At 46.4% G+C, this 22823-nt stretch carries 14 protein-coding genes; 9 read left to right on the plus strand and 5 right to left on the minus strand.

Annotated features, from left to right (window positions below):
• Nucleotides 1-2 precede the first annotated feature (2 nt).
• The 5 genes from DW677_RS08440 to DW677_RS08460 all read left to right on the plus strand — a co-directional run bounded on the left by DW677_RS08440 (nucleotide 3) and on the right by DW677_RS08460 (nucleotide 7863).
• The gene (locus DW677_RS08440; protein ID WP_158553043.1) at nucleotides 3-464 is read left to right on the plus strand and encodes a DUF1850 domain-containing protein; all 462 of its coding nucleotides are present in this window, start codon (nucleotides 3-5) and stop codon (nucleotides 462-464) included.
• Between the two features lie 92 nt (nucleotides 465-556).
• Entirely contained in the window at nucleotides 557-2530 is a 1974-nt protein-coding gene (locus tag DW677_RS08445) for a TRAP transporter permease (RefSeq protein ID WP_117566898.1), read from the plus strand.
• 505 nt (nucleotides 2531-3035) lie between these two features.
• Complete coding sequence (thrC, locus tag DW677_RS08450) at nucleotides 3036-4523, plus strand: threonine synthase (protein WP_015552275.1); 1488 nt, start codon at nucleotides 3036-3038, stop codon at nucleotides 4521-4523.
• 143 nt (nucleotides 4524-4666) lie between these two features.
• Nucleotides 4667-5533 (plus strand): class II fructose-1,6-bisphosphate aldolase, encoded by an 867-nt coding sequence (gene fba / locus DW677_RS08455; protein ID WP_117515719.1) that lies wholly within the window; start codon nucleotides 4667-4669, stop codon nucleotides 5531-5533.
• A 212-nt stretch (nucleotides 5534-5745) separates the two neighbouring features.
• Nucleotides 5746-7863: a glutamine synthetase III gene (locus tag DW677_RS08460; RefSeq protein WP_117566900.1), complete on the plus strand. Its 2118-nt coding sequence runs from the start codon at nucleotides 5746-5748 to the stop codon at nucleotides 7861-7863.
• A gap of 78 nt (nucleotides 7864-7941) precedes the next feature.
• Here the strand turns inward: DW677_RS08460 and DW677_RS08465 are convergent, their stop codons facing one another.
• The 4 genes from DW677_RS08465 to DW677_RS08480 form a co-directional block, all read right to left on the minus strand.
• Nucleotides 7942-8970, minus strand: coding sequence for a type II TA system antitoxin MqsA family protein (locus DW677_RS08465; RefSeq protein WP_117566902.1), 1029 nt, complete (start codon nucleotides 8968-8970; stop codon nucleotides 7942-7944).
• A complete protein-coding gene (locus DW677_RS08470) occupies nucleotides 8967-9401 on the minus strand; it encodes a hypothetical protein (protein ID WP_117566903.1) in 435 nt (144 codons plus the stop codon). The genes DW677_RS08465 and DW677_RS08470 overlap by 4 nt, the downstream gene beginning before the upstream one ends.
• A gap of 413 nt (nucleotides 9402-9814) precedes the next feature.
• On the minus strand, nucleotides 9815-12049 hold the full coding sequence (locus DW677_RS08475) for a GH25 family lysozyme (protein WP_117566905.1): 2235 nt from the start codon (nucleotides 12047-12049) through the stop codon (nucleotides 9815-9817).
• A gap of 333 nt (nucleotides 12050-12382) precedes the next feature.
• A complete protein-coding gene (locus DW677_RS08480; RefSeq protein ID WP_117566906.1) occupies nucleotides 12383-14236 on the minus strand; it encodes a sugar phosphate nucleotidyltransferase in 1854 nt (617 codons plus the stop codon).
• Between the two features lie 557 nt (nucleotides 14237-14793).
• Here DW677_RS08480 and DW677_RS08485 point away from each other — a divergent pair.
• A complete protein-coding gene (locus tag DW677_RS08485) occupies nucleotides 14794-16428 on the plus strand; it encodes a hypothetical protein (protein ID WP_165860009.1) in 1635 nt (544 codons plus the stop codon).
• Nucleotides 16429-16736: 308 nt separating this feature from the next.
• Here DW677_RS08485 and DW677_RS08490 read toward each other — a convergent pair whose 3' ends face one another.
• Nucleotides 16737-18326: a hypothetical protein gene (locus DW677_RS08490; RefSeq protein WP_117566910.1), complete on the minus strand. Its 1590-nt coding sequence runs from the start codon at nucleotides 18324-18326 to the stop codon at nucleotides 16737-16739.
• 296 nt (nucleotides 18327-18622) lie between these two features.
• Here DW677_RS08490 and DW677_RS08495 point away from each other — a divergent pair, with 296 nt between their 5' ends.
• The 3 genes from DW677_RS08495 to DW677_RS08505 all read left to right on the plus strand — a co-directional run bounded on the left by DW677_RS08495 (nucleotide 18623) and on the right by DW677_RS08505 (nucleotide 22716).
• The gene (locus DW677_RS08495; RefSeq protein WP_181968327.1) at nucleotides 18623-20236 is read left to right on the plus strand and encodes an O-antigen ligase family protein; all 1614 of its coding nucleotides are present in this window, start codon (nucleotides 18623-18625) and stop codon (nucleotides 20234-20236) included.
• Nucleotides 20237-20283: 47 nt separating this feature from the next.
• Nucleotides 20284-21591 carry an HAD-IIIA family hydrolase gene (locus tag DW677_RS08500; RefSeq protein ID WP_117566913.1) on the plus strand — a complete coding sequence of 436 codons (1308 nt, stop codon included), beginning with the start codon at nucleotides 20284-20286 and terminating at the stop codon, nucleotides 21589-21591.
• A 129-nt stretch (nucleotides 21592-21720) separates the two neighbouring features.
• Entirely contained in the window at nucleotides 21721-22716 is a 996-nt protein-coding gene (locus DW677_RS08505) for a kinase (RefSeq protein WP_117566915.1), read from the plus strand.
• The last annotated feature ends 107 nt before the right edge of the window (nucleotides 22717-22823 follow it).

Raw genomic sequence — 22823 nt, forward strand, 5'->3', positions numbered from 1 at the left:
CAGTGGCAGCAATAATCACGGCAATTATTGCTGCCACTCTTGCCTATACCTTACGAAGCGGAGACTATCTGGTCCTGAGGAACGGAGACACAAACGCAGAATATGCCCGCTTCCGGGTAAAAGAGGGGGATGAGTTTTCTGTAACGTTCATCCACTCGGTAAATAAGTATCCGTTGACGGACGTTTACGAGATCCGCGACCACAAGATCTACGTGATCCGCACGATCTACAATAATTTCGGCGCGGGCGTGCAGACAGAGATCGAGGATGGGCAGACGCTTACGTATGATGAAAACGGGGAGATGGTTGTTTCCGGGTTTGACAAGGAAATGCCGTATCTCTCATATATTGTGGGTACGGTCTCCGACCACACACTCACACTTCACGGAAAAGAAATCAGTTTGAGGGATCTCTGCGGACGAAACAGCAAAGTAGAGTTCTCCTGTGAACATAAAGGATTCTAAGCGTTAAAAGAGTTTCGGACATATCCGGCGCCTGTTTGTATAGGGGGTATACAGGGGCAGCGCCGGAAACGAAATATAAAGGAGGGATTGGTATGGCAGAGAAAGACAACATGAAAGTCAACACATCTCCGGTGGCTGATGTGGAGACCGGCACCGCCGAAGATGTCGAAGCCATCATGAAAAAGTACGACCGTGAATCGAATACCCGAATCTGGGAAGGCACCCCGAAGCAGGTCATTCGTTTCCTTCTGGCAGCGTTTTCAGTATTAATGCTCTATATGAACCTGTTTGCAAACTGGGATGAGCGTGTAAGACGTTCCCTGTTTGTCGGTTTTGTAATTATCCTTTCATTCCTGGTATATCCGATGAAAAAGGGAAGCTCAAAAAAGAATTCCGTTCCGATCTACGATATTATCCTTATGGTACTCGGAGCCGGTGCTTACTTCTATTTCGTATTTAACTTTAAAACAATTATCGGCCACGCGACACGAATCAGCCAGACAGAGGTTATCGTTGGCGTGATCGGTATCCTGATTTTAGCAGAAACATGCCGCCGCGTTGTAGGTATTCCGATCCTCTGTGTGGCGACATTCTTTGTGGGTTACGCGTTTTATAACGGACTTGGACAGGGCAGAGCCTTCGCGGTAGTCTTAAAGTCCATCGTTTACAACCTGTTCTATACGACGAGTGGTGTTATCGGTACTCCGATTGGTGTCTGCTCCACGTATATCGCACTGTTTATCCTGTTCGGCGCTTTCCTTGAGGCGACCGGTATTTCTGAATTCTTTATCCAGCTGGCAAACTCTCTGGCAGGCGCTTCCACAGGCGGACCGGCAAAGGTAGCGGTTATCTCCTCTGCTCTCTGCGGTATGGTATCCGGAAGCTCCGTTGGTAATACAGTAACGACCGGTTCCGTAACGATCCCGTTAATGAAGAAGACCGGTTATCAGGGTGAATTCGCAGGTGCCGTTGAGGCAGCTTCCTCCACCGGTGGACAGATCATGCCGCCGATCATGGGCGCCGCCGCATTCTTAATGGCTGAGATGGTAGGCGTTCAGTACGGCGAGATCGCGATGAGAGCGATCTTCCCGGCACTCCTCTACTTCACAGGTATCTTCATTACTGTACACCTTGAGGCAAAGAGACTTGGCTTAAAGGGTATCCCGAAGGATGAGCTTCCGAAATTCGGACCGTTATTTGTCCGTCAGGGTTATCTTCTTATTCCGTTAGTTGCCCTTGTTGCAATGGTTATGATGGGCTACACAATGTCCCGTGCAGCGATCATCGCTACCGCCCTTGCAATCCTTGTCAGCATGCCGAATAAAGAAACAAGAATGAACCCGACAAGATTCATCAACGCGTTGGAGGCAGGCGGTAAGAATACACTTTCCGTAGCTGTTGCCTGCGGCGTTGCCGGAATCATCGCCGGTGTCGTAACAATGACCGGTCTTGGACAGCTCCTGATCTCCGCAATCGTCGGCGTTGCCGGTGACCGCGTGATCGTAGCATTATTCCTTACTATGTTAACCTGTATCGTTCTTGGTATGGGTGTTCCGACAACTGCAAACTACATCATTATGGCTACCACATGTGCACCGATCCTCGTAAACGGTATGGGAATCAACAAGATCGCTGCCAACATGTTCGTATTCTACTTCGGTATCGTAGCAGATATCACACCGCCGGTTGCTCTTGCAGCTTACGCAGGATCCGCGATCGCGAAATCCAACCCGATGAAGACCGCGTTAAACGCATCCCGTCTTGCGATCGCAGCGTTCATCGTACCGTATATCTTCGCGTTTAACCCGGCAATGTTATTTATCGATACAGGCGTTCTCGGTGTTGTAACGATCATCGTAACATCCCTGATCGGTCTGTTCGGTGTTGCAGCCGGTCTTGAAGGCTACATGTTTGCAAACCTGAACGTGATCGAGCGGCTTCTCTCGATCATCGGCGGTCTCTGCCTGATCATTCCTGGAACCGTGACTGACCTTGTCGGCATCGTTCTTGTCGGAATTTCAGCGGCGCTGCAGATCATGAAAAAGAAGAAAGCGGCTGTGGCATAGAAGAAATGGATGAAAGTTATATCGGAGTATATTGCAAAGGAAATTTGCATATGATATAATGGCTAAGAAAGAAATAGAACATAGTTCAAATTTACACAAAATGAAACCCCTCAGAGCGGCATCTCTGAGGGGTTTCTTCTCGTTTTATGTAGTTGAGCATCTACAGGTTAGTTACCGATCCAGTTTACTGTCTAACCATTTGATGATGTAGTGACACACCACACCAGCCATGACAGCAACTATAAAAGAAAAAACATAATCCAAATTTACACCTCCTTTCTGTCACCAGATTGGAGTGGGTAACGAGACGAATATATCATAGGCAGGAGAAAATTGATAGTTACTCCAGTATAAAATAGAGATAAAAAATAGACTTTTGTGAGGAATATTTGTGTATGAGGAGATCCCTGTTTTCATTGATTTTATCTTGCAAGCAACATTAAAGTATGCTACACTTTCCGTAAAGTTTACCACTGTATCTGCGTAAAGAGAGGAAGGAAAAACGATGGAATTATTATATGGAAGTACCCGCGGCGGGGAGACTGGCGTGACAGCATCCCAGGCAGTGTTAAAAGGACTTGCAGATGACGGCGGTCTCTACGTTCCGGAGCGCATCCCGACGTTGGACGTGACGATGGACGAGCTTGCCGGAATGACATATCAGGAGACGGCATACGCAGTTATGAAACAGTTCCTGACCGATTACACGGAAGAAGAACTGAAATACTGTATTTCCCATGCATACGATGAGAAATTCGACACAGAGGAGATTGCACCGCTCGCAAAGGCGGACGGCATGTATTTCCTGGAGCTGTTCCACGGAAAGACGATCGCTTTCAAGGATATGGCACTCTCCATTCTGCCGTACCTTATGACAACGGCTGCAAAGAAGAACCATGCGAAGAACGAAATCGTGATCCTGACCGCTACATCCGGAGATACCGGAAAGGCAGCTATGGCCGGATTCGCTGACGTTCCGGGAACAAGAATCATCGTCTTCTATCCGAAGAACGGAGTAAGCCGTGTTCAGGAGCTTCAGATGCTGACCCAGAAGGGCGCAAACACATCTGTAGTCGGAATCGAAGGAAACTTTGATGATGCCCAGACAGGTGTAAAGAAGATCTTTGGCGATAAAGAATTCGCGAAAGAACTGGATGCTATGGGATTCCAGCTTTCCTCTGCAAATTCCATAAACATCGGCCGCCTTGTTCCACAGGTCGTTTACTATGTATACGCCTACGCGAAGCTTCTCGCAAACGGTGAGATCGAAAAAAATGAGAAGGTCAACGTCGTAGTTCCGACCGGAAACTTCGGAAACATCCTGGCAGCGTACTTCGCAAAACAGATGGGTGTTCCGTTCGGTAAGCTGATCTGCGCGTCCAATGACAATAAGGTCCTGTATGACTTCTTCCGGACAGGCACATACGATAAGAACCGTGAGTTCATCCTGACCACATCCCCGTCCATGGACATCCTCGTCTCTAGCAACTTAGAGCGCCTGCTCTACTTAAGCTGCGGAAGAGATGCCGCAAAGACAAAGGCGATGATGGAGCAGCTCTCCACAAACGGAAAATACGAGATCACTGAGGACATGAAGGAATTCATGAAGGACTTTGCCGCAGGCTACGCAGATATGGAAGAGAATGCGAAGGAGATCCGGAAAGTGTTCGATGATACCGGATACCTGATCGACACCCATACAGGCGTTGCAGCAGCCGTCTACGAGCAGTATAAGGCGAAGACCGGCGATACCACAAAGACTGTGATCGCGTCCACAGCAAGCCCGTACAAGTTCTCCAGAAGCGTTATGGAGGCAGTCCTCGGAAAGAAAGAGGATGCCGATGAGTTCGCCCTGATCGATGAGATGGAGCGCATTTCCGGCGTGAAGATCCCGCAGGCCATCGAGGAGATCCGCGACGCGAAGATCCTCCACAACCGCCAGTGCAAGCCGGAGGAAATGGAAGAAACTGTGAAACAAACCTTTTCAAAGTAGGGTAAATCGGTTATAATAAAATTATCATGACAACAGTACCTGTTGGGAATAGATGGCGTCTGCTCCGCATATAAATGGAAACAGACGGCAGATCCGGCGGGACAGGCTGTTCTGTCAAAATAACGATTCAAATGGAGGCCTATATGTTAGTAACAGCGAAAGAAATGCTTGAGAAAGCAAGAGACGGCAAGTACGCAGTAGGACATTTCAACATCAACAACCTTGAGTGGACAAAAGCGATCCTGCAGACAGCAGAGGAACTGAGATCCCCGGTTATCCTGGGTGTTTCAGAGGGCGCAGGAAAATACATGACAGGCTTTAAGACCGTAGTAGGTATGGTAAACGGTATGCTGGAAGAGATGAAGATCACTGTTCCGGTAGCTCTTCACTTAGACCATGGTACTTACGAGGGATGCTTAAAGTGCATCGATGCTGGATTCTCCTCCATCATGTTCGACGGTTCTCACTACCCGATCGAAGAGAACGTTGAGAAGACAAAAGAACTGATCCGTATCTGCCGGGAAAAGGGAATGTCCCTCGAGGCAGAGGTTGGAGCGATCGGCGGCGAGGAAGATGGCGTTATCGGTATGGGCGAGTGTGCAGACCCGAACGAGTGCAAGATGATCGCTGACCTCGGCGTTGATATGTTAGCAGCAGGTATCGGCAACATCCACGGAAAATATCCGGCAAACTGGAAGGGCTTAAGCTTTGAGACACTTGCAGCCGTAAAAGAAAAGGTTGGCGATATGCCGCTCGTTCTTCATGGCGGTACCGGTATTCCGGAAGATATGATCAAGAAAGCGATCTCCCTCGGCGTAGCAAAGATCAACGTTAATACCGAGTGCCAGCTCGCATTCGCAGACGCTACAAGAAAGTACATCGAAGCAGGCAAGGATCTCGAAGGAAAGGGATTCGACCCGAGAAAACTTCTTGCCCCGGGTGCAGAAGCAATCAAAGCGACCGTAAAGACAAAAATGGAGTTATTCGGTTCTGTCGGAAAAGCTGACTAAGCCGTTTAGCTTGCATTATCATGCAGTTAAAAATGTTCTCCCTCGTATCAGGGAGAACATTTTTTCAAGCTAAAATTGGAATTCAGCCGAAATACCCTGGCAGACCATGATTGGAACAGGCTGAATATTTACAGGTAATTCCTATACTTTTTAAAGTACGATTTCACCCCATGCCATAACGGGCAGATTATACAGAATTGAGGAGGAAAGCTATGAGCGAAACTATCAATGTGGAGGCAATCTTCGGAGAGAACGTCTTTAACGACTCCGTGATGAAGGAACGCCTTCCGAAAAGCGTCTACAAGAAATTAAAGCAGACCATCGAGGATGGCAGTGAGCTGGATCCGACGATCGCGGACGTGGTTGCCCATGCGATGAAGGACTGGGCAGTCGACAATGGCGCGACCCACTATACCCACTGGTTCCAGCCCCTTACCGGCGTGACCGCTGAGAAACACGATTCCTTTATCGGAAACTTCGATTCCCAGGGCAAAGTCTTAATGGATCTCTCAGGAAAAGAGCTGATCAAGGGCGAGACCGACGGTTCTTCCTTCCCGTCCGGCGGTCTGCGCGCCACATTCGAGGCCCGCGGCTATACCGCCTGGGACTGCACTTCCCCGGCATTCTTAAAGAAAGACGCAACCGGCGTTACACTCTGTATCCCGACCGCGTTCTGCTCCTACAGAGGTGAAGCACTCGATAAAAAGACCCCGCTTCTCCGTTCCATGCAGGCCATCGATAAAGAGGCGACAAGAATCTTCCACCTCTTCGGACACACAGAAGTAAAGCGTGTCACCCCGTCCGTAGGACCGGAGCAGGAGTACTTCCTGATCGACCGCGACAAATATTTAAAGAGAAAAGACCTGATCTACACCGGACGTACCCTGTTCGGCGCAATGCCGCCTAAGGGCCAGGAGATGGATGACCACTACTACGGCGTTATCCGCGAGCGGATCGGTTCCTATATGAAAGAGTTAAATGAAGAGCTCTGGAAGCTGGGAGTTACCGCAAAGACCCAGCACAACGAGGTCGCTCCGGCACAGCACGAGCTGGCAACGATCTACACAAAGGCAAACCTTGCTGTTGACCACAACCAGATTGTTATGGAGACAATGAAAAAGGTTGCAAACCGTCACGGTATGGCATGCCTGCTCCACGAGAAACCGTTCCAGGGCGTCAACGGTTCCGGTAAACATAACAACTGGTCCCTGGCTTCCGACACCGGCATCAATATGCTGGATCCGGGTGTAACACCGCATGAGAATATCCAGTTCCTTCTGGTTCTTGCCTGCATTATGAAAGCAGTTGACCGCCATGCGGATCTGCTCCGTCAGTCTGCGGCTGTTCCGGGAAATGATTTCCGCCTTGGCGCTCAGGAGGCGCCGCCTGCGATCATCTCCATCTTCGTCGGCGAGCAGCTTGAGGACGTGATCGACCAGCTGATCTCTACAGGCTCCGCGACCCACTCCAAGACCGGCGGTACATTAAAGACAGGTGTTACCACACTTCCGGACTTCGATAAGGACGCAACCGACAGAAACCGTACCTCACCGTTCGCGTTCACCGGAAATAAGTTCGAGTTCCGTATGGTCGGTTCCTCCGATTCTGTTTCATCTGCAAACGTTGTATTAAATACCATCGTTGCTGAGGCGTTCAAAGAGGCGGCTGATGAGCTTGAAAAGGCAGACGATTTTGATCTCGCTGTCCATGATATGATCAAGAAACTTCTTGCTGATCACCGCCGTATCATCTTCAACGGCAACGGCTACAGCGAGGCGTGGGTAGAAGAGGCAGAGCGCCGTGGACTTCCGAACTTAAAGTGCATGGTAGACGCGATCCCGTCCCTCGTTACCGAGAAAGCGTTCAAGCTGTTCGGTGACTTTGGCGTATACACGAAGGAAGAGCTGGTGGCAAGAGCGGAGATCGAGTATGAGTCCTACGCGAAATCCGTAAATATCGAGGCGAAGGCGATGATCAATATCGCAGGAAAGCAGCTGATCCCGGCTGTTGTCCGCTACACAACCGTTCTCGCTCAGTCCTTAAGCGCTGTGAAGGCTGCATGCCCGGAAGCTGACAACAGTGTCCAGACAGAGCTTCTCATCGAAGTTTCAGATCTTCTCTCCGACATGAAGGTTGCCCGCGCGAAGCTCGAAGACCTGGTAGAAGAGTATCAGCACATCGACAGCATGGAAAGGCGCGCCCACTTCTGCTACGACGAGATCATCCCGGCGATGCAGGCTCTGCGTGACCCGGCAGACCAGCTTGAAATGATCGTAGACAAGGAATACTGGCCGATTCCGAGCTATGGGGATATGATCTTTGAGGTGTAAGAGACCTCTAAATAAGAATACATAGTATGACAATAAAAGCGCCGCCCTGCGGGAGAAGATCCTGCGGGGCGGCGTGTTTTAAATCTGTAAACTTTGGACATATTTGAAGGAAATTACGTCCCGTGGTGCAGTTTGGGTATAGGACTGCTCTTTGTGCATAAAGTCAATAATTTCATTTTTACTCATATACCCAAGCTTTTGGATTACCATATCCAGAATTTGTTTATCTTCATTTGTAAGCGAGGGAAAAGTGTGATTTCCATCTAAAGAAAAGTGATATGCAGTGGTTTCTCCCATATCAACTTCCTCGCAAGGAACATCTTTTAAATCTATAATAGAATTATGAGCTACAGGGACAGCACCCATGGGCAGCGCCCGATAGACTAGTCCGGTGATTGCGGTATTCCGAAGCTTATATGACAATGCGTCGGCATACCACATCAATTTCATGAGTTTTACCTTATAAAGATTTGTGATTTTATCAGAAGCAGCAAAATAGCGAATAACATCTACAACTTTATCTAAAGAAAGCACGGTATTTCCCTGCAAAAGCTGGTTCTTCTGGAACATAGCGTAGTTTGCCTCAATTGCCTTTCGTAAATAGAGATCCTGATCTTTTTCATATAAAGCGGTTGCGGCTGAAAAATATCTTTGATATGCATCTGCCGCTAAATGTTGTTTTGCATTTGCTAAAAGGGATAAAAACCATTCGGGGTCTTGATCCAGTTTTTTTAAAATTGTATCATGCGCCCGATCCTGTACCTGGTGGCTTTCATAACGGGTAATTGTCTTAGCACCCCATCCAAGAAGCGTGCATAAATCAATCTGGCTGATCCCATATTTTGACCGAATAGCGATGATTTCAGAAGAGGTTAAAAGGTTTTCTGCTTCGCGATATGCATCTTTCAGGCGGATATCATTCTCCTGAAGCAGCTTTTCATCCATATAGAATTCTTCGGCCGTATCACAATAAAAATAAACAGCATCATAAGTGATTTTTACATTTTTGAAAGTTGCCTGTTCACGAACAAGAACGGTTTTCACTTCATGCTTTTCCATACAGCATGTACATAAATGTTCTTCGGAATTAATGATCTTCATGATCATGAAAACACCTCCTGTTTTTTATTGTAGGGGAACATATCAGGTGTAAATGCCCGTTCGGCAAAATGGAATGACATTATAAAGGTTGTGGTTTCACCGTATATTCCCAGAAGTTCAACTCGTATTTTAATATATACATCATCATGGCTATTATATACTTTGCCAAATTCACGCATTTCACTTCTTTTTGGAAAACGCAGATCTTTTACTGTCCGCATATAATTCTCGGAAGATAGTGATAAAAGTTCTCTTTTTAATGCGTCAACAGGATTCTCATCCGGAAATAGGGTACGGACCGTATATTGGTTGGTATATTTTTCAGGACGATTCTCATCTACAAGACGTTTTTCCTGAAAATTGATTTTTGCCCCATGGGTGAGGGCAAATCTTAAGTTCTGAATATAAGATTTTACGTAACTATTCAGTACCTTCATAGTTACACGCAAAAATCCATTCCAGATCAGCTTCGCTGATGGGATTTTTGCCCTCCAGCCTATGTTTTCTTACGGTCAGCGCAGCAAGTGCGCAGACCTACTGAACAGTTACGATTTTACATCTAATTCACTTTCTATTCTTGCTGCAGTAGTTTCAGCCAAGTCAGTTGTCCTCCAATCCACACAGGTATCAATTGATACCTACATTATAATGTTCATAATTTTAAAAGTCAATGAAAGATTAACTGGAAATTTGATAGTACCATATATGCAATAAATCGGAGATGGGAAAAGATATCTATGGAACCTGCCCAAAGCAGCTGCCGGGTACATAGAAACAAAAAGGATCATATATTGACTCGAATGCCAGTATATGATCCTTTAAGTCCTAAACTAATAAGCTGTGATTTGAATTACTTCGGTCCACCCGTCTGATATTCAGTCAGATTCGACGATGAGAAAGAAGAACCTGGACTTCCAGGCGCAGCCGTACCGGAAGAACCGGAACTATAGTTATAGTTTGTATTGGAGCTTCCCGGCCCGGTCATGCTGCCGGTGTTTGTATAATAATGGTTATTGCTGCCTGTTGCATTGCCGCCCGGCACTGTAGTTGATGCAGAGCCAGAACTGGAGCTTCCGGAACCTGAGCTGCTGTTGGAGTATCCAGGTCCGCTGGTCTGATAACTGCCGGAGGTGCTTGTTCCACTGTTGGAAGTGGAAGTAGATGTACTGTTTGAAGTTCCCGGACCGCCTGTCTGGTAATTACCAGCCGACATACCCGTATTCGTCTGGGAAGATCCGGCAGTCGTGGATCCGGTCGCAGTGGTCGTCGAACCACCCGGCGCAGATCCAGCCGCAGCATTTCCGCTTCCGCTATTACCCGTAGTAATCCCATTCTGCGCATTCCCCGCCGCCGGAGTACCCATATAATTTCCGTTCGCCACAGTCCCGGCCGTTCCCGGCGTATAAACACTTCCCGCCGAGCCGCCGTCGATCGCGGACGTCTCACTCAGGCACACACCGCTCTGATTGAAGGTATAGTTTACATTATTTACAACAAACGATCCGTTGGCGATCATCTTGCCATCCGCCGGATTCAGATAATAATACCTTCCGCCGTCATTCAGCCATCCCGTGATCATATGTCCGGCCTGATTGAAATAATACCAGCTCTTATCGATATGCTTCCAGCCCACCGCCATCACACCGGACACGGTGTCCATATAATACTTATTCGTTCCGTCGCTTTGCCAGCCGATGACCATCCGCCCATCGGTGTGGAGATAGTAGAACTTTCCGTCAAGCTGCATCCATCCGGTCATCAGCTTTCCTTCGTTATTGAAGTAATACCAGTAACCGTCAAGCTTCGTCCACCCGGCTGCCATCGCGCCGCTGGCATCAAAGTAGTACAGCAGGCCGTCGATTGTCTGCCATCCGGTCACCATTGTTCCATCCTGCTGGAGGAAATACCGCTTTCCATCAATATCTGCCCATCCGCGGACAAGCTTACCGTCACTGTTAAAGTAGTAATACTTCCCGTCCATCTTCCGCCATCCGGTCACCATAGAGCCGTTGCCGCGCATATAGTAATAATCGTTGCCGATCCGCAGCCAACCGGTCACCATCGCACCGTTTAACAGGTAATAATACGTTCCATCAACCTGAATCCAGTCCTTCGCCATCGTACCGTCGGAGTTTAAGTAATACCACGCGTCCTCCGCCTTCAGCCATCCGGTCTTCATCTGTCCGGTAGCAGGGAGAAGGTAGTAGTACTGGTTGTCGAGAAGCAGCCAGCCCTTAAACTGGGTTCCGTCCGCGTTCAGATAATACCAGCTCTGCCCGTCATTGATCCAGCCCGTCTGCTTTACATAATTCTTATAATAATACCATTTATCCCCGATCAGCCGCCACCGGTTCGCCGGAAGCTTGCTGCTCAGATCCTTAAAGGTAAAGTTGATATCCACATTTCCGTTGATGCCGTTTACAGTACCCTGATTTGATGCCTGCCAGAGGGCAGCACCCTGATAAGTCGGCTTCGAGTTATAACGGGCAATCCAGACATCATAGTGGACCTTCGTCATATCGATCTTATTGCTGATCCAGTAGTCGTTGGTATACACCATCGGATAATATCCAGCCGTCTCAACCTTCTTACAGAACGCGTTTATGATATCCGCGATCTGGGACGGCGTCAGCCCGTTCATTTCCTGCGCTTCCACATCGAGGACCACCGGGTAGGAGATTGGATAATCCTTAATGAGATTCAGAACAAAATCCGCGTCAGACTCGGCCATCGCCGTAGTCGTCGCGTAGGAATAAAGGTAAACACCGACGCGGAGTCCCGCCGCCGCTGCCCCACGCACATTCGTATCAAAATACGGATCCACCGCATTGTTGTACCGCGTTCCGATCATCGCGAACTGGATATCATCAGCGGCGACCGCGGACCAGTTGATATTCTGCTGCCACTGGGAAACATCGACACCCCGGGACAGGATACCGGTAAGCACGGAACCATCACTTCCAATATAGGAGCCGGACGCGTTCTTCTGCCAGGAAGCCGCCCATACCGGAACCGCCGGACTCACCGCGGAAAAAGCCATGACGGCACTTAAAAGAAGCGCCGCCGCCCGTTTCTTTTGTCTCATGGAAATCCCCCTTTAAATGTTGTACATAAAAATTCTTATCTTGCAGGCTGACAGACCTGATGCCGGATGTAACTGCCGGTACCAGGCAGCGCTGTACTTCCGAAACCGTCGATCAGCTATAAAAAAGATCCCGGGATAACTGTATTTCTGTCACAGCTTCATCCCGGGACTCTATGGACGTTATCTGCGTATTTTCAGTATAGCATAAAAATACACATACGTCTTGCAAAAATTCAATTGAAAATGTGGCGATTATTCGGCTTTTCCGGACCAGTTCCCTGATCTGCGTTCTTACGAATGCCGAACCAGGAAAGCCGCAGACCGCCAGTACGGTTATCTCAGTGTCCCGCCGTCTCCGATTCCAAGAAATTCCGGCGAGGTAATAATCTTCTTATAAAACCGTTTCGCATACCGGTACATCACGATCGTATAATCGCCAAACTCCTCGCCGACACTGCTCTTATACACCGCCCACAAACACCACAAGAATCCGCCGAGGGCAATATAAGCGTAGTAAACGAACCGCTCCTCGGAGGTCGGCTCCCGGTGCAGGTAGAGCTTGATCAGTTTCTCGACCTCAAAATCATTATAATAGGAATAGATCGCGCACATGCTCACATCGATCAGCGGATCGCACATACCGGAATATTCCCAGTCGATCAGGCGGAGATCCCCGTCCGGCAGGAACAGAAAATTATCGCAGACGCTGTCGATGTGGGACAGAACCTTCGGACGGTTCAGGTGGTCGAGGCGGTCAAGCAGTGTCATCATATGGGACTTTACTTCCGGATAATCCTCAAAAAGCTTCTTCTCGTATCCACGGCACAGTGCCTCATAGAAGGTGATCCGCTCCCGGATATCAAAAGAATAGTCCACATGGAGCTTCGAATCATGGAGCTTCTCCACAAGTGCCATGCACCGTGCCACATCATCCCAGTCGCGCGGATCGCTGTTGCGCGCCCCCTCATAATACTCGGAAATCTTGTAGCCGGTCTCCCCGTTCATGTATACAACATGTTCGGTGATGCCGTAATCCTGTACTGCGTCATAGACCGCCTTTTCCTGCTTCCGGTTGATCAGAAGCTCGGTTCCCGGACCAGGAATCCGGCAGATATAGGACTTGCCGTGAACCTTAAACAGGAAAGACTTGTTCGTCATGCCGGTCTTCAGGCATTTAATGCCTGTGATCTCAGACTCCGGAACCTGTAGCACCTCGGAGATCAGCTCCATGGCGATATTATCGGAATGGTTCTGGTAGCGCTCATCGAAGAGGCGGAGCTCCTCAAGATTCTCGAACTCGTATACCTGGTTGTCCGGCTGCCTGTTGATATACATCTCCGGAACCGGGAAATGGTGCTTTCCGGGAAGGTGGCTGTCGACCTCGCCGTTTAAGAGGTCCGCCAGAACCTGCTCCCAGTACATCTGCTCCGTTCCGGGAGTATGATAATACTCCTCGAGGACCGGGAAGAACTTTTCCGAAAACTCCTTCGAGAAGAATACTGGTCCGTACATGACCCAGGAGTCCTCGCCGCCGACCTTTACGCCGGTGAGCAGCCCCTTTTTGCTTGTCTCAAGACACCACTCGGAAGTCTCTCCCTTCATATATACAGAAGAGTACCATGCGCCGCACTCGTAGGTGTGGTACATATTGTTGCGCATCCAGTTGTCGGAAGAGAGAAGATAAGTGTTTCTTCCGATAAAACACTCCCGGGCACGGTAGAGCGTTGTCAGCGTATTCTTATTGTGATATTCCGGGTTGTAGAGAAGCTTCACGCCGAACTTGTCGATCAGATACTCGAACTTCTCCTTCAGATATCCCACAACGATGGTGATATCCGTGACGCCCGCCTCATGCAGCTGCTTGATCTGCCGCTCGATCATACGCTCGCCGTAGACCTCAAGAAGTCCCTTCGGCATCTCGAAGGTCAGCGGTACAAATCTGGACCCGAATCCCGCCGCGAGGATCACGGCGCTGTCCATACGGTAATTTCTTAAAAGATCCACACCGCCTTTTAATAAGGAATAAGATCCGTCCACCGGATCAAAAGAAAAAAGCTCCTGGTCCAGACCTTCCTTCACGAGATGGTTGCAGGTCCCAAGGGAAATATCCATCGCCGCCGCCAGCTCCCGCTGTGTCATCTTGTTGTTCTCATAAATATTCCTGCAGAGTAATCCCAAACGATCCATAGTCGTCCTCCGAATCAAAGATGTTTGCATCGCTTATTATTACTGTTTAATAATAAGGAAGAAACTGATAAAAATGAACGTGTTCAAAACGAAAAAATAAATAGATATATATGAACATTATAACACGTACTTCTGATAATACAAGAAGATATTTTGAACATGGAATTATTGCGTTCAAAATATCTTGAAAATAACATTAAAATGAACATCCTGTAATGACACATCCTTGCCACGAAGCTGCCACAAAGTGGGGAAATGGGCATATTGTACTAATATTTATACAATATAAGCTAAAAACAGCATTCAAGTAAGAATTCCGTAAGAAAATAAAAACAAAAAAGATATGGAAATTCTTAAGAAAATATACTATAATACCAGTGTATTCGAGGTACAGAGTATTTCTGGAAGCGAAGTAAGATAGTTCCCTTTATTAAAAAATCTTCATTTTTTGTAAAAAAACTATTGATAATTTTACTTATCGGAAGTATAATGCTCTCGTAATGCAATTGGGATTTTTAAAACAATTTCAAAAACACAAAAAGGAGAGTGCATTCATTATGAGAAAGCAGACTAAATTAGTAGCAGTTGTTTCTGCATCTGCACTTCTTGCATTAGGCGCTTCCCTCACATCTTTCGCAGCTTCCAAGGGAACTTGGATGATGGTTGATGGTGAGTGGTATTGCTATGACAAGAACGGCGATGCTTACGAGAACACATTCTGCACAAGCAATGGTAAAGATTACTATGTAGGAGATGACGGACAGCTTGTTCGCTCCGCGTGGGTTGAAGATGACGGAAATTACTATTTCGTTAACAGCGCTGGTCAGAAGATCACAAACGACTGGAGATTAACTGCTCCGTATGATGATGATTCTGCTGAAGAGCAGTGGTATTATTTCAAATCCAACGGTAAGAGAGCCGAGGATGAGAAGATCACTTACAAAGGAAAAACATATTTCTTCGACAGCGAAGGCGAGATGCTCACTGGTTGGGTTCAGAAGAGCGGTGACGGCTGGGATGAGGCTTCCACTGCTGATGTTAAGGGAATCGAAACATATTACTGTGACGAGACAGGTGCGCGTCTTGAAAATTCATGGGTATATGACTATGCTCCGGATGTAGATCAGGACGATATCAACTCTGATGATGATGAACACTGGTATTACTTAAAATCCAGCGGTAAGGCAGCAACTGGCAAAAAATCAAACGTTAAAGGTCAGACATATTTCTTCGATGAGGAAGGAAAAATGCTTTCTGGCTGGGTAGTAAAGACAGGTTCCAACGGCTATACACAGGCATGGAATGACGATGACGATACAGATGGTCATTTTGAGACAACTCTTAGCGAACTTAATGCATCTGAGATCCACTTCTGCGGCGATGAAGATGACGGCCACATGAAGAAGGACAAGTGGGTCAAAGCATACAGCAACACTCAGTACGGCGAAGATGACGATGACAATGATAAATATTGGTTCTGGATCAACAAGAGCGGTGATGTTTACGTTCCGGATGATTCCAAGGAGACTGGCATCGGAGCTACAAGATATAAACTGGATGATTGCGAAGGGGATACGTTTGACGATCAGTTCAAAGAAGACAACTATGATGATGATGACAACACGATTGGTCTGACAATGTATGAGAAGAAAATTAACAGCAAGACTTACTACTTCAACGCAAATGGTCAGATGCTTTCCAAGTTTGTAAAGACAGATGCCTCTGACGAAGAAGATGGTGTTGCAAAGATGTACTATCTTGGTGGTTGGGATGACGGCTATAGAAAAGACGGTTCCCAGACAATCAAAGATGAGTCTGGTTCCGCAGCACGTTTCTACTTTGCTACAAGCGATAACAAAGATGAGGGCTACTTCAACGCTGCTGGTATCAATGGTGCTAAGAGCGGCAAGCTTTACAGCGATGGTCTCCTTGTGACAGCAGATGATGATAAGTATGAGATTAAGGATGTAACAATTTATACTGTAGCAGAGGGTCAGACTACAGCTACAGCTCAGGTAGCAAGCTACATCGTTAATAAGAGTGGTTCCATTCAGACAGCTGCAAAAGAATACAAAGATGATGATGATGTTGTAGTTGATGCTACTGGTTTCTCATTTAGCGGTACAAAGGGCGCACTTTACAAAAGCTTTAACACAAGCACAGTAGCTACAGGTTCTAACGCTACAAAATAATCTTCCCTATTAGCTCTTTTCTATCGCCCAAATCAGCACAATTGCTGATGGTGACAACCTAAAAATCCGATTGCAGATAGGAGGCCGGTACGTTTTGTACCCGGTCTCCTTTGTGTAAATAGCAGTGTAAATAAAAACAATTACCTATGCTTTACATCAAAAAATAGCAATGCATTCAGAATTGTTATAAGCTCAGTAATCTTGGCAAGGAATATCCTCCGCATCAATTGGACTAAAGCCCATAACAAAAACGGACGGGAATTTCTTCCCGTCCGCGCTTTGCAATTAGAATTTCGTAAAATTCGAAATTAGTTCTGCGGCATTACGTCGTAGATGTCGATCGGAGTTGTAATATCATCCTCAACAGTTAAGCCATCCTTAAGGCTATACTTCCAAGCTGTACTATCTGTTACGAAAGCATCTTTAGGAAGGTTCTTTGTTGTGAACAGAACTTCATTATCTTCTTTGTAATCTACACGATTCTTCTGGATAGAACCGTTCTTGTTAACGATAAATGTATGCTCAACACCATTCTCATCTGTAATAGTAGCTAACTGATACTTGTAATCATCAGCCTTGATTAAGAGACCCTTGAAGTAGAGGTATCCAGACTTGTTACCTGTAATACCAAGACCCTTAGTGTTACCTGTTGTCTTGTTCTCGAAGAAGAACTTGTAGGAATCACCGTTGTCATCTTTTACAGACTGGGAACCTGTCTTCATGGAACCATCATCGTCTCCACCGAAGTAGTACATACCAGCCTTAAGTCCGCTGTCTGCACCAAGGTTATCTGCAGAAACTTCGATGAACTGGCTAAGCATCTCACCATCCTGGTTGAAGAAGTAAGACTTAGAATTTACGTTCTTCTTTGTGAACTCGATTGTTGCGCCGCTATTCTGAGCCTCAAGCTTAGCATCTTTTAATTTGTACTTAACGCCGTAAGCTAACTTAGAAGCGTTAGACTGGGACGGGATGTAAACCTTACCGTTCTTATCGATGGAGTACCAGTACTGATCGTTGTCATCATCCTCAGCATCGTACTCAGACGGTCTCCAAGTCTTGAACCATTTGTTCTTCTTAGCGTGTCCGTCATCCTCATCACCACAGAAATAAACATCTGTGAACTGTTTAAGGTAGTAGTCGCTGTTCTCATCACCAATCTCAAGGTAAGCATTAGAATCAGTATCTTTTGCTACCCAACCAGTAAGCATACGTCCTCTGTTATCGAAGATATATGTCTGACCATTGATGTTTGTACCTTTCTTAGTCTGAGCTTTACCAGAGGACTTGAAGTAGTACCAGTAATCATCAGCATCAGCGTTGTCATCGTCGACATCTGGCTCTGTGGTCTTAATCCAAGCTTTCTCTAAGCGAGCACCTGTCTCATCACAGTAATATGTCTTATCTGAATCGAAGTCGTTAGCTTCATCAACGTTGCCTTCGCCGTCTTTATCATAAGTTACCCAGCCTGTGAGCATCTTACCTTCGCCATCGAAGTAGTATGTTTTATTTTTGTAAGTGATCTTCTTGTCATGAGCCATCTTACCGTTGGACTGGAAGTAGAACCATTCCTCATCAGCACTGTCATCATCGATCGGAGTTGTTAATCTCCAGTCGTTTGTGATCTTTGCACCGCTGCTGTTTACGAAATACTTGTCAGCGCCGTCCTCAACCCACTGGGAACGAACAAGCTGTCCATCATCACCTACGTAATCTTCTTTTCCATTGCTGGAGCAGAATGTGTTCTCGTATGCGTCACCGTTCTTGTCGTAGCAATACCACTCGCCATCAACCATCATCCAGGTTCCCTTTGCTGCTGCGAAGGAAGTGATGGAAGCGCCTAATGCTAACAGAGCTGCTGCGGATACTACTGCAGCAATTTTAGTCTGCTTTCTCATAATTAATGCACTCTCCTTTTGTTTTTTTGAAACGCTTTTTGAAATTCCTAATTGCATTACGAAGCCATTATACTTCCGATAAGTAAAATTATCGCAAGTTGGGAAACGGGGTGGGAGAGGGGATTAAATTGGAAAGACAGGATGGGAAATTTAAGAAACGGGGATCGGAAAACGCAGAATTAAGAATAAATTCATGAAAAAGGCAGGAAAAACAGGGCGGGGTAAGTTGCAGGAAAATGGGAAGGATGGTATAATAAACTCGATTTTTTATGACATGTGAAAGGAAGAATACATTCATGGCAAATAGGATAAAGAAAAAAGAGGAGACGAAGAGTAGCTATCAGGATAATGTGGCACTGATCATGGGAGTGTTCACGTTGGCGGTTTTATGTGTGCTGCCGTTGGTGTTCCGGGACTATTATTTTAATATTCTGGAGACAAAATACCAGTTTTACTGTATCGTCTCGATTGCGGCGCTCGTTGTTATGGGCGGCTATGGACTTGCAAGCGGCAAAATGATCGAATGGTTCTCAAAATTCGATTTTAAGACATGGCGTAAAGGGATGAGCTTTGGCGATTGGGCAATGATCGCATTCTGGCTTGCGAATGTGATTTCCTGGGCGTTGAGCAAAGACTGGAAATGGGAAGCATTCTGGGGAACGTCGGGCCGTTATAATGGTGTTTTCCTTATGACGATCTATATGGCGGTGTATTTTCTGGTGACGCGCTTTTTTAAACTGAAGAGATGGTATCTGGATGCGTTTCTTGCAGTTGGAATCTTCGTATGCGTTTTCGGAATTACGGATTATTTCCAGATGGATGTTCTTGGATTTAAGGTAAATATGATGGATACCCAGAAGGCAATTTATACCTCAACATTCGGAAATATCAATACGTATACAATTTATGTTGCAGCTCTGATGGCAGTTTCTCTGATTCTTTTCACACAGGAAAAGAATCAGAAGAGAATGCTGTGGTATTACGGAAATATGATTTTGTCGGCATTTGCGCTGATTATGGGAACCAGTGATAATGCGTATCTGTCCTTGGCGGCGATTTTTGGTCTGTCGCCGCTATGGATTTTCAAAACAAAAACAGGTGTCCGCAGATATACGATTTCCCTGGCCTCTTTCTTTACCGTTATCTGCTGCATTGAATGGATTAATAAGGCTTATGCATCAAGTGTTCTTGGAATTAACAGTGCATTTGACCTGATTGCGGGTCACAAATTTCTCCCGGTGCTTATTGTTGCACTTTGGATTATCAGTGGGATTCTGGTATTCTTTGCATCAAAGAGTAAGACGAACAAAACATATACGGAGGAAACCAAGAATGGTTTGGTCTATATCTGGATAGCTGTGATTGTGATTGTATGTACAGTGGTTGTCTTTGTGTTGTATGATGCAAATGTGGTCGGACATGTGGAAAGATACGAAACAATCAGAAACTACGTATTATTCAATGACTCATGGGGTACCGGACGAGGATATGTTTGGAAACGTTCTATGGAAATTTTCCAAGACAAGTTGACTCCGCTTCAGAAAATTTTTGGATATGGTGCAGATACGTTTGCACTGATTATGCAGTACTATTTCCCGCCGACTCAGGGCGGAGGATCTATAACGATTTATGATAGTGCCCACAATGAATATCTTCATTATCTAATTACAATTGGAATCACTGGAGTATGCACTTATATTGCGTTTATGTTAGCCTCAGTTGTTGCGATGGCAAAGAAAATTAAGGAACAGCCAGAAGTCATGGCAATCATGATTGTCGTTCTTGCATATATGATTCAGGCAGTTGTTAATATCAACCTCCCGATCGCCATGCCGATTATTATACAGCTCTTAGCGATGGGGGTAGGAAGAAAGAAGATTCCAGCAGAAGATACGAAAACTGAACAATAAATTTGATCGCGTGAGCGCAGAGGCGCTTGCGTCAGGGAGGAAATATTATGATGCAGGCAGTCATCATGGCCGGTGGAAAGGGAACAAGATTGGCAGCTCTCACAAAGGATGAGATTCCGAAGCCGATGGTCCCGGTTGCCGGAAAACCGCTGCTTTTATGGCAGGTGGAGCGGCTGAAGGAAAACGGAATTACAGATATTATCATGGTGATCGGACATCTTGGTAATAAGATCAGGGAATACTTTGGTGATGGAGAAAAATTTGGTATTGCGATTCGGTATTTCGAGGAGACAGAGCCGCTTGGAACAGCGGGATCCTTCTATTATTTAAAGGATATGATCCACGGGGATCGGTTTGTCATGATGTCCGGAGATTTGTTCTTTGATATTGATTTTCAGCGAATGATCCACTTCCATGAAGAAAAGGGTGCGGTCGCGACACTGTTTGTACATCCGAATGGACATCCGTTTGATTCGGATCTTCTTGTGCTCGATAAGGATGATAAGATCACGGCGTTTGATTCCAAGCACAATGTGCGGGATTACTGGTATGAGAACTGTGTAAACGCAGGAATTTTTGTATTTGAAAAGAAGATCTGTGATTATGTGCCGGAGCCGGTGAAACGGAACCTTGAGAATGATGTGATTAAGGGCATGTTGGAGACGGGGGAGCCGATCTATGGATATTGCTCTCCGGAGTACGTAAAGGATGTCGGCACTGTGGACCGCGTAAATCAGACACTGGCAGATATTGAGCGCGGTGTGATTGCGGGAAAATGTCTCAAAAACAAACAGCGTTGTATCTTTATGGACCGGGACGGCACGATCAACCAGTATAAAGGCCTTGTATACAAGGAAGAGGACTTTACATTGGAAAATTGTGCAGTTGACGCGATCCGGAAGATCAACCAGTCGGGAAGACTCGGAATCGTTATCACGAACCAGCCGGTGGTTGCGCGGGGACTCTGCGAGATCGAAAATGTGGAAAACATTCACAAAAAGATGGAAACACTTCTCGGAAAAGAGGGAGTGTTCCTGGATGATGTATTCTACTGCCCGCATCACCCGGATAAGGGATATCCGGAGGAGAATCCGGCCTACAAGATCCCGTGTGAATGCAGAAAACCGAAGACCGGTATGATCCGGGAGGCGGCAGAGCGGTATAATATCGAACTTGCGGGATCCTGGATGATCGGCGATACGACGATGGATATCCAGACCGGGATCAACGCGGGAATGCGCACGGCGTTAGTACTGACTGGTGAAGCCGGAAACGATAAGAAATATGATGTGAAGCCGGATCTTGTCTGCAGGGACCTTTTGGATGCTGTAGAAAAGATTCTACAGCTGGATTAGCGATGAAGTATCTGAGAAAGCAGTTACTTAATTAGGAAAATATTTTTTGAGCAGAGAGTTGATCAAGTCAATTTAGAATATTTGATTCAAGAAAGAAATTAAAACAAAAGTTTGATAAGGAGAAATATTATGATCATCACACAGACCCCCTTTAGAATGTCCTTCTTCGGAGGCGGAACAGACTTCCCGGACTTTTATAAGGAACATGGCGGAGCCGTAATCTCAACAACGTTTGATAAATACTGCTATGTAAATGTGCGCCATTTACCGCGCTTTTTCGATTATTCCACAGAGCTTTCCTACTCAAAGATCGAGCGTGTGACAGATGTCAACGATATCAATCACCCGGCGATCCGTGAGGCGATGAAGTATCTCGATATGCAGGAAATCCGCCTTACCTACGAGGCCGACCTTCCGGCAAGATCTGGACTCGGAACGAGCAGCTCCTTTGCAGTTGGAATGTTAAATGCGTTCTATGCGTTAAAGGGAAAATATGCGGATAAGAGAAAGCTTGCGGATGACGCGATCTATCTGGAGCGAGTTCTCTGCAACGAGAGCGGCGGCGTCCAGGATCAGATTGCGGCGGCGTTCGGTGGATTGAACCGTATCAACTTCAATGCCGACGGTTATGAGGTAAATCCGGTTATTATCTCACCGGAGAGAAAGACACAGTTAAACCAGAATCTGATGCTGTTCTTTACCGGATTTTCAAGATTTTCTTCTGATATCCAGCAGACAACGGAAAAAGCATTGGTAGATAAGCAGAAGCAGCTTCTTGAGATGCTGTCCCTGGTGGATGATGCGGAGAAGGTTCTCACATCCAAGACAGACCTCAATGAATTCGGAAGACTTCTCGATTATACATGGAAGCTGAAACGTGGAATCTCCAACCGGATCTCCACAGATTCCATTGATGGACTTTACGCAAAAGGAATGGCAGCAGGTGCCCTCGGCGGTAAGCTTCTCGGTGCCGGTGGCGGTGGATTCCTTCTCTTCTACGTAGAGCCGGATAAGCAGGAAGCGGTTCATAAGGCGATGGAGGAACTCTTATACGTTCCATTTGAGTTTGAGAACAGCGGTACGAGAGTGATCCATTATACGCCGGAGACGTATGAGAAGAGATAAGTAAGAACCAGACATCTTAAAAGGGAAATCCAAGCTGGAAATACTGGCAATATTAGGTCAATTGGAGTTAAGGATTGTAAAAAGAGAAGAGAGATGTTATAATAAAT

The organism is Clostridium sp. AM25-23AC, assembly GCF_003435125.1.
GTDB lineage: Bacteria > Bacillota > Clostridia > Lachnospirales > Lachnospiraceae > Pilosibacter > Pilosibacter fragilis.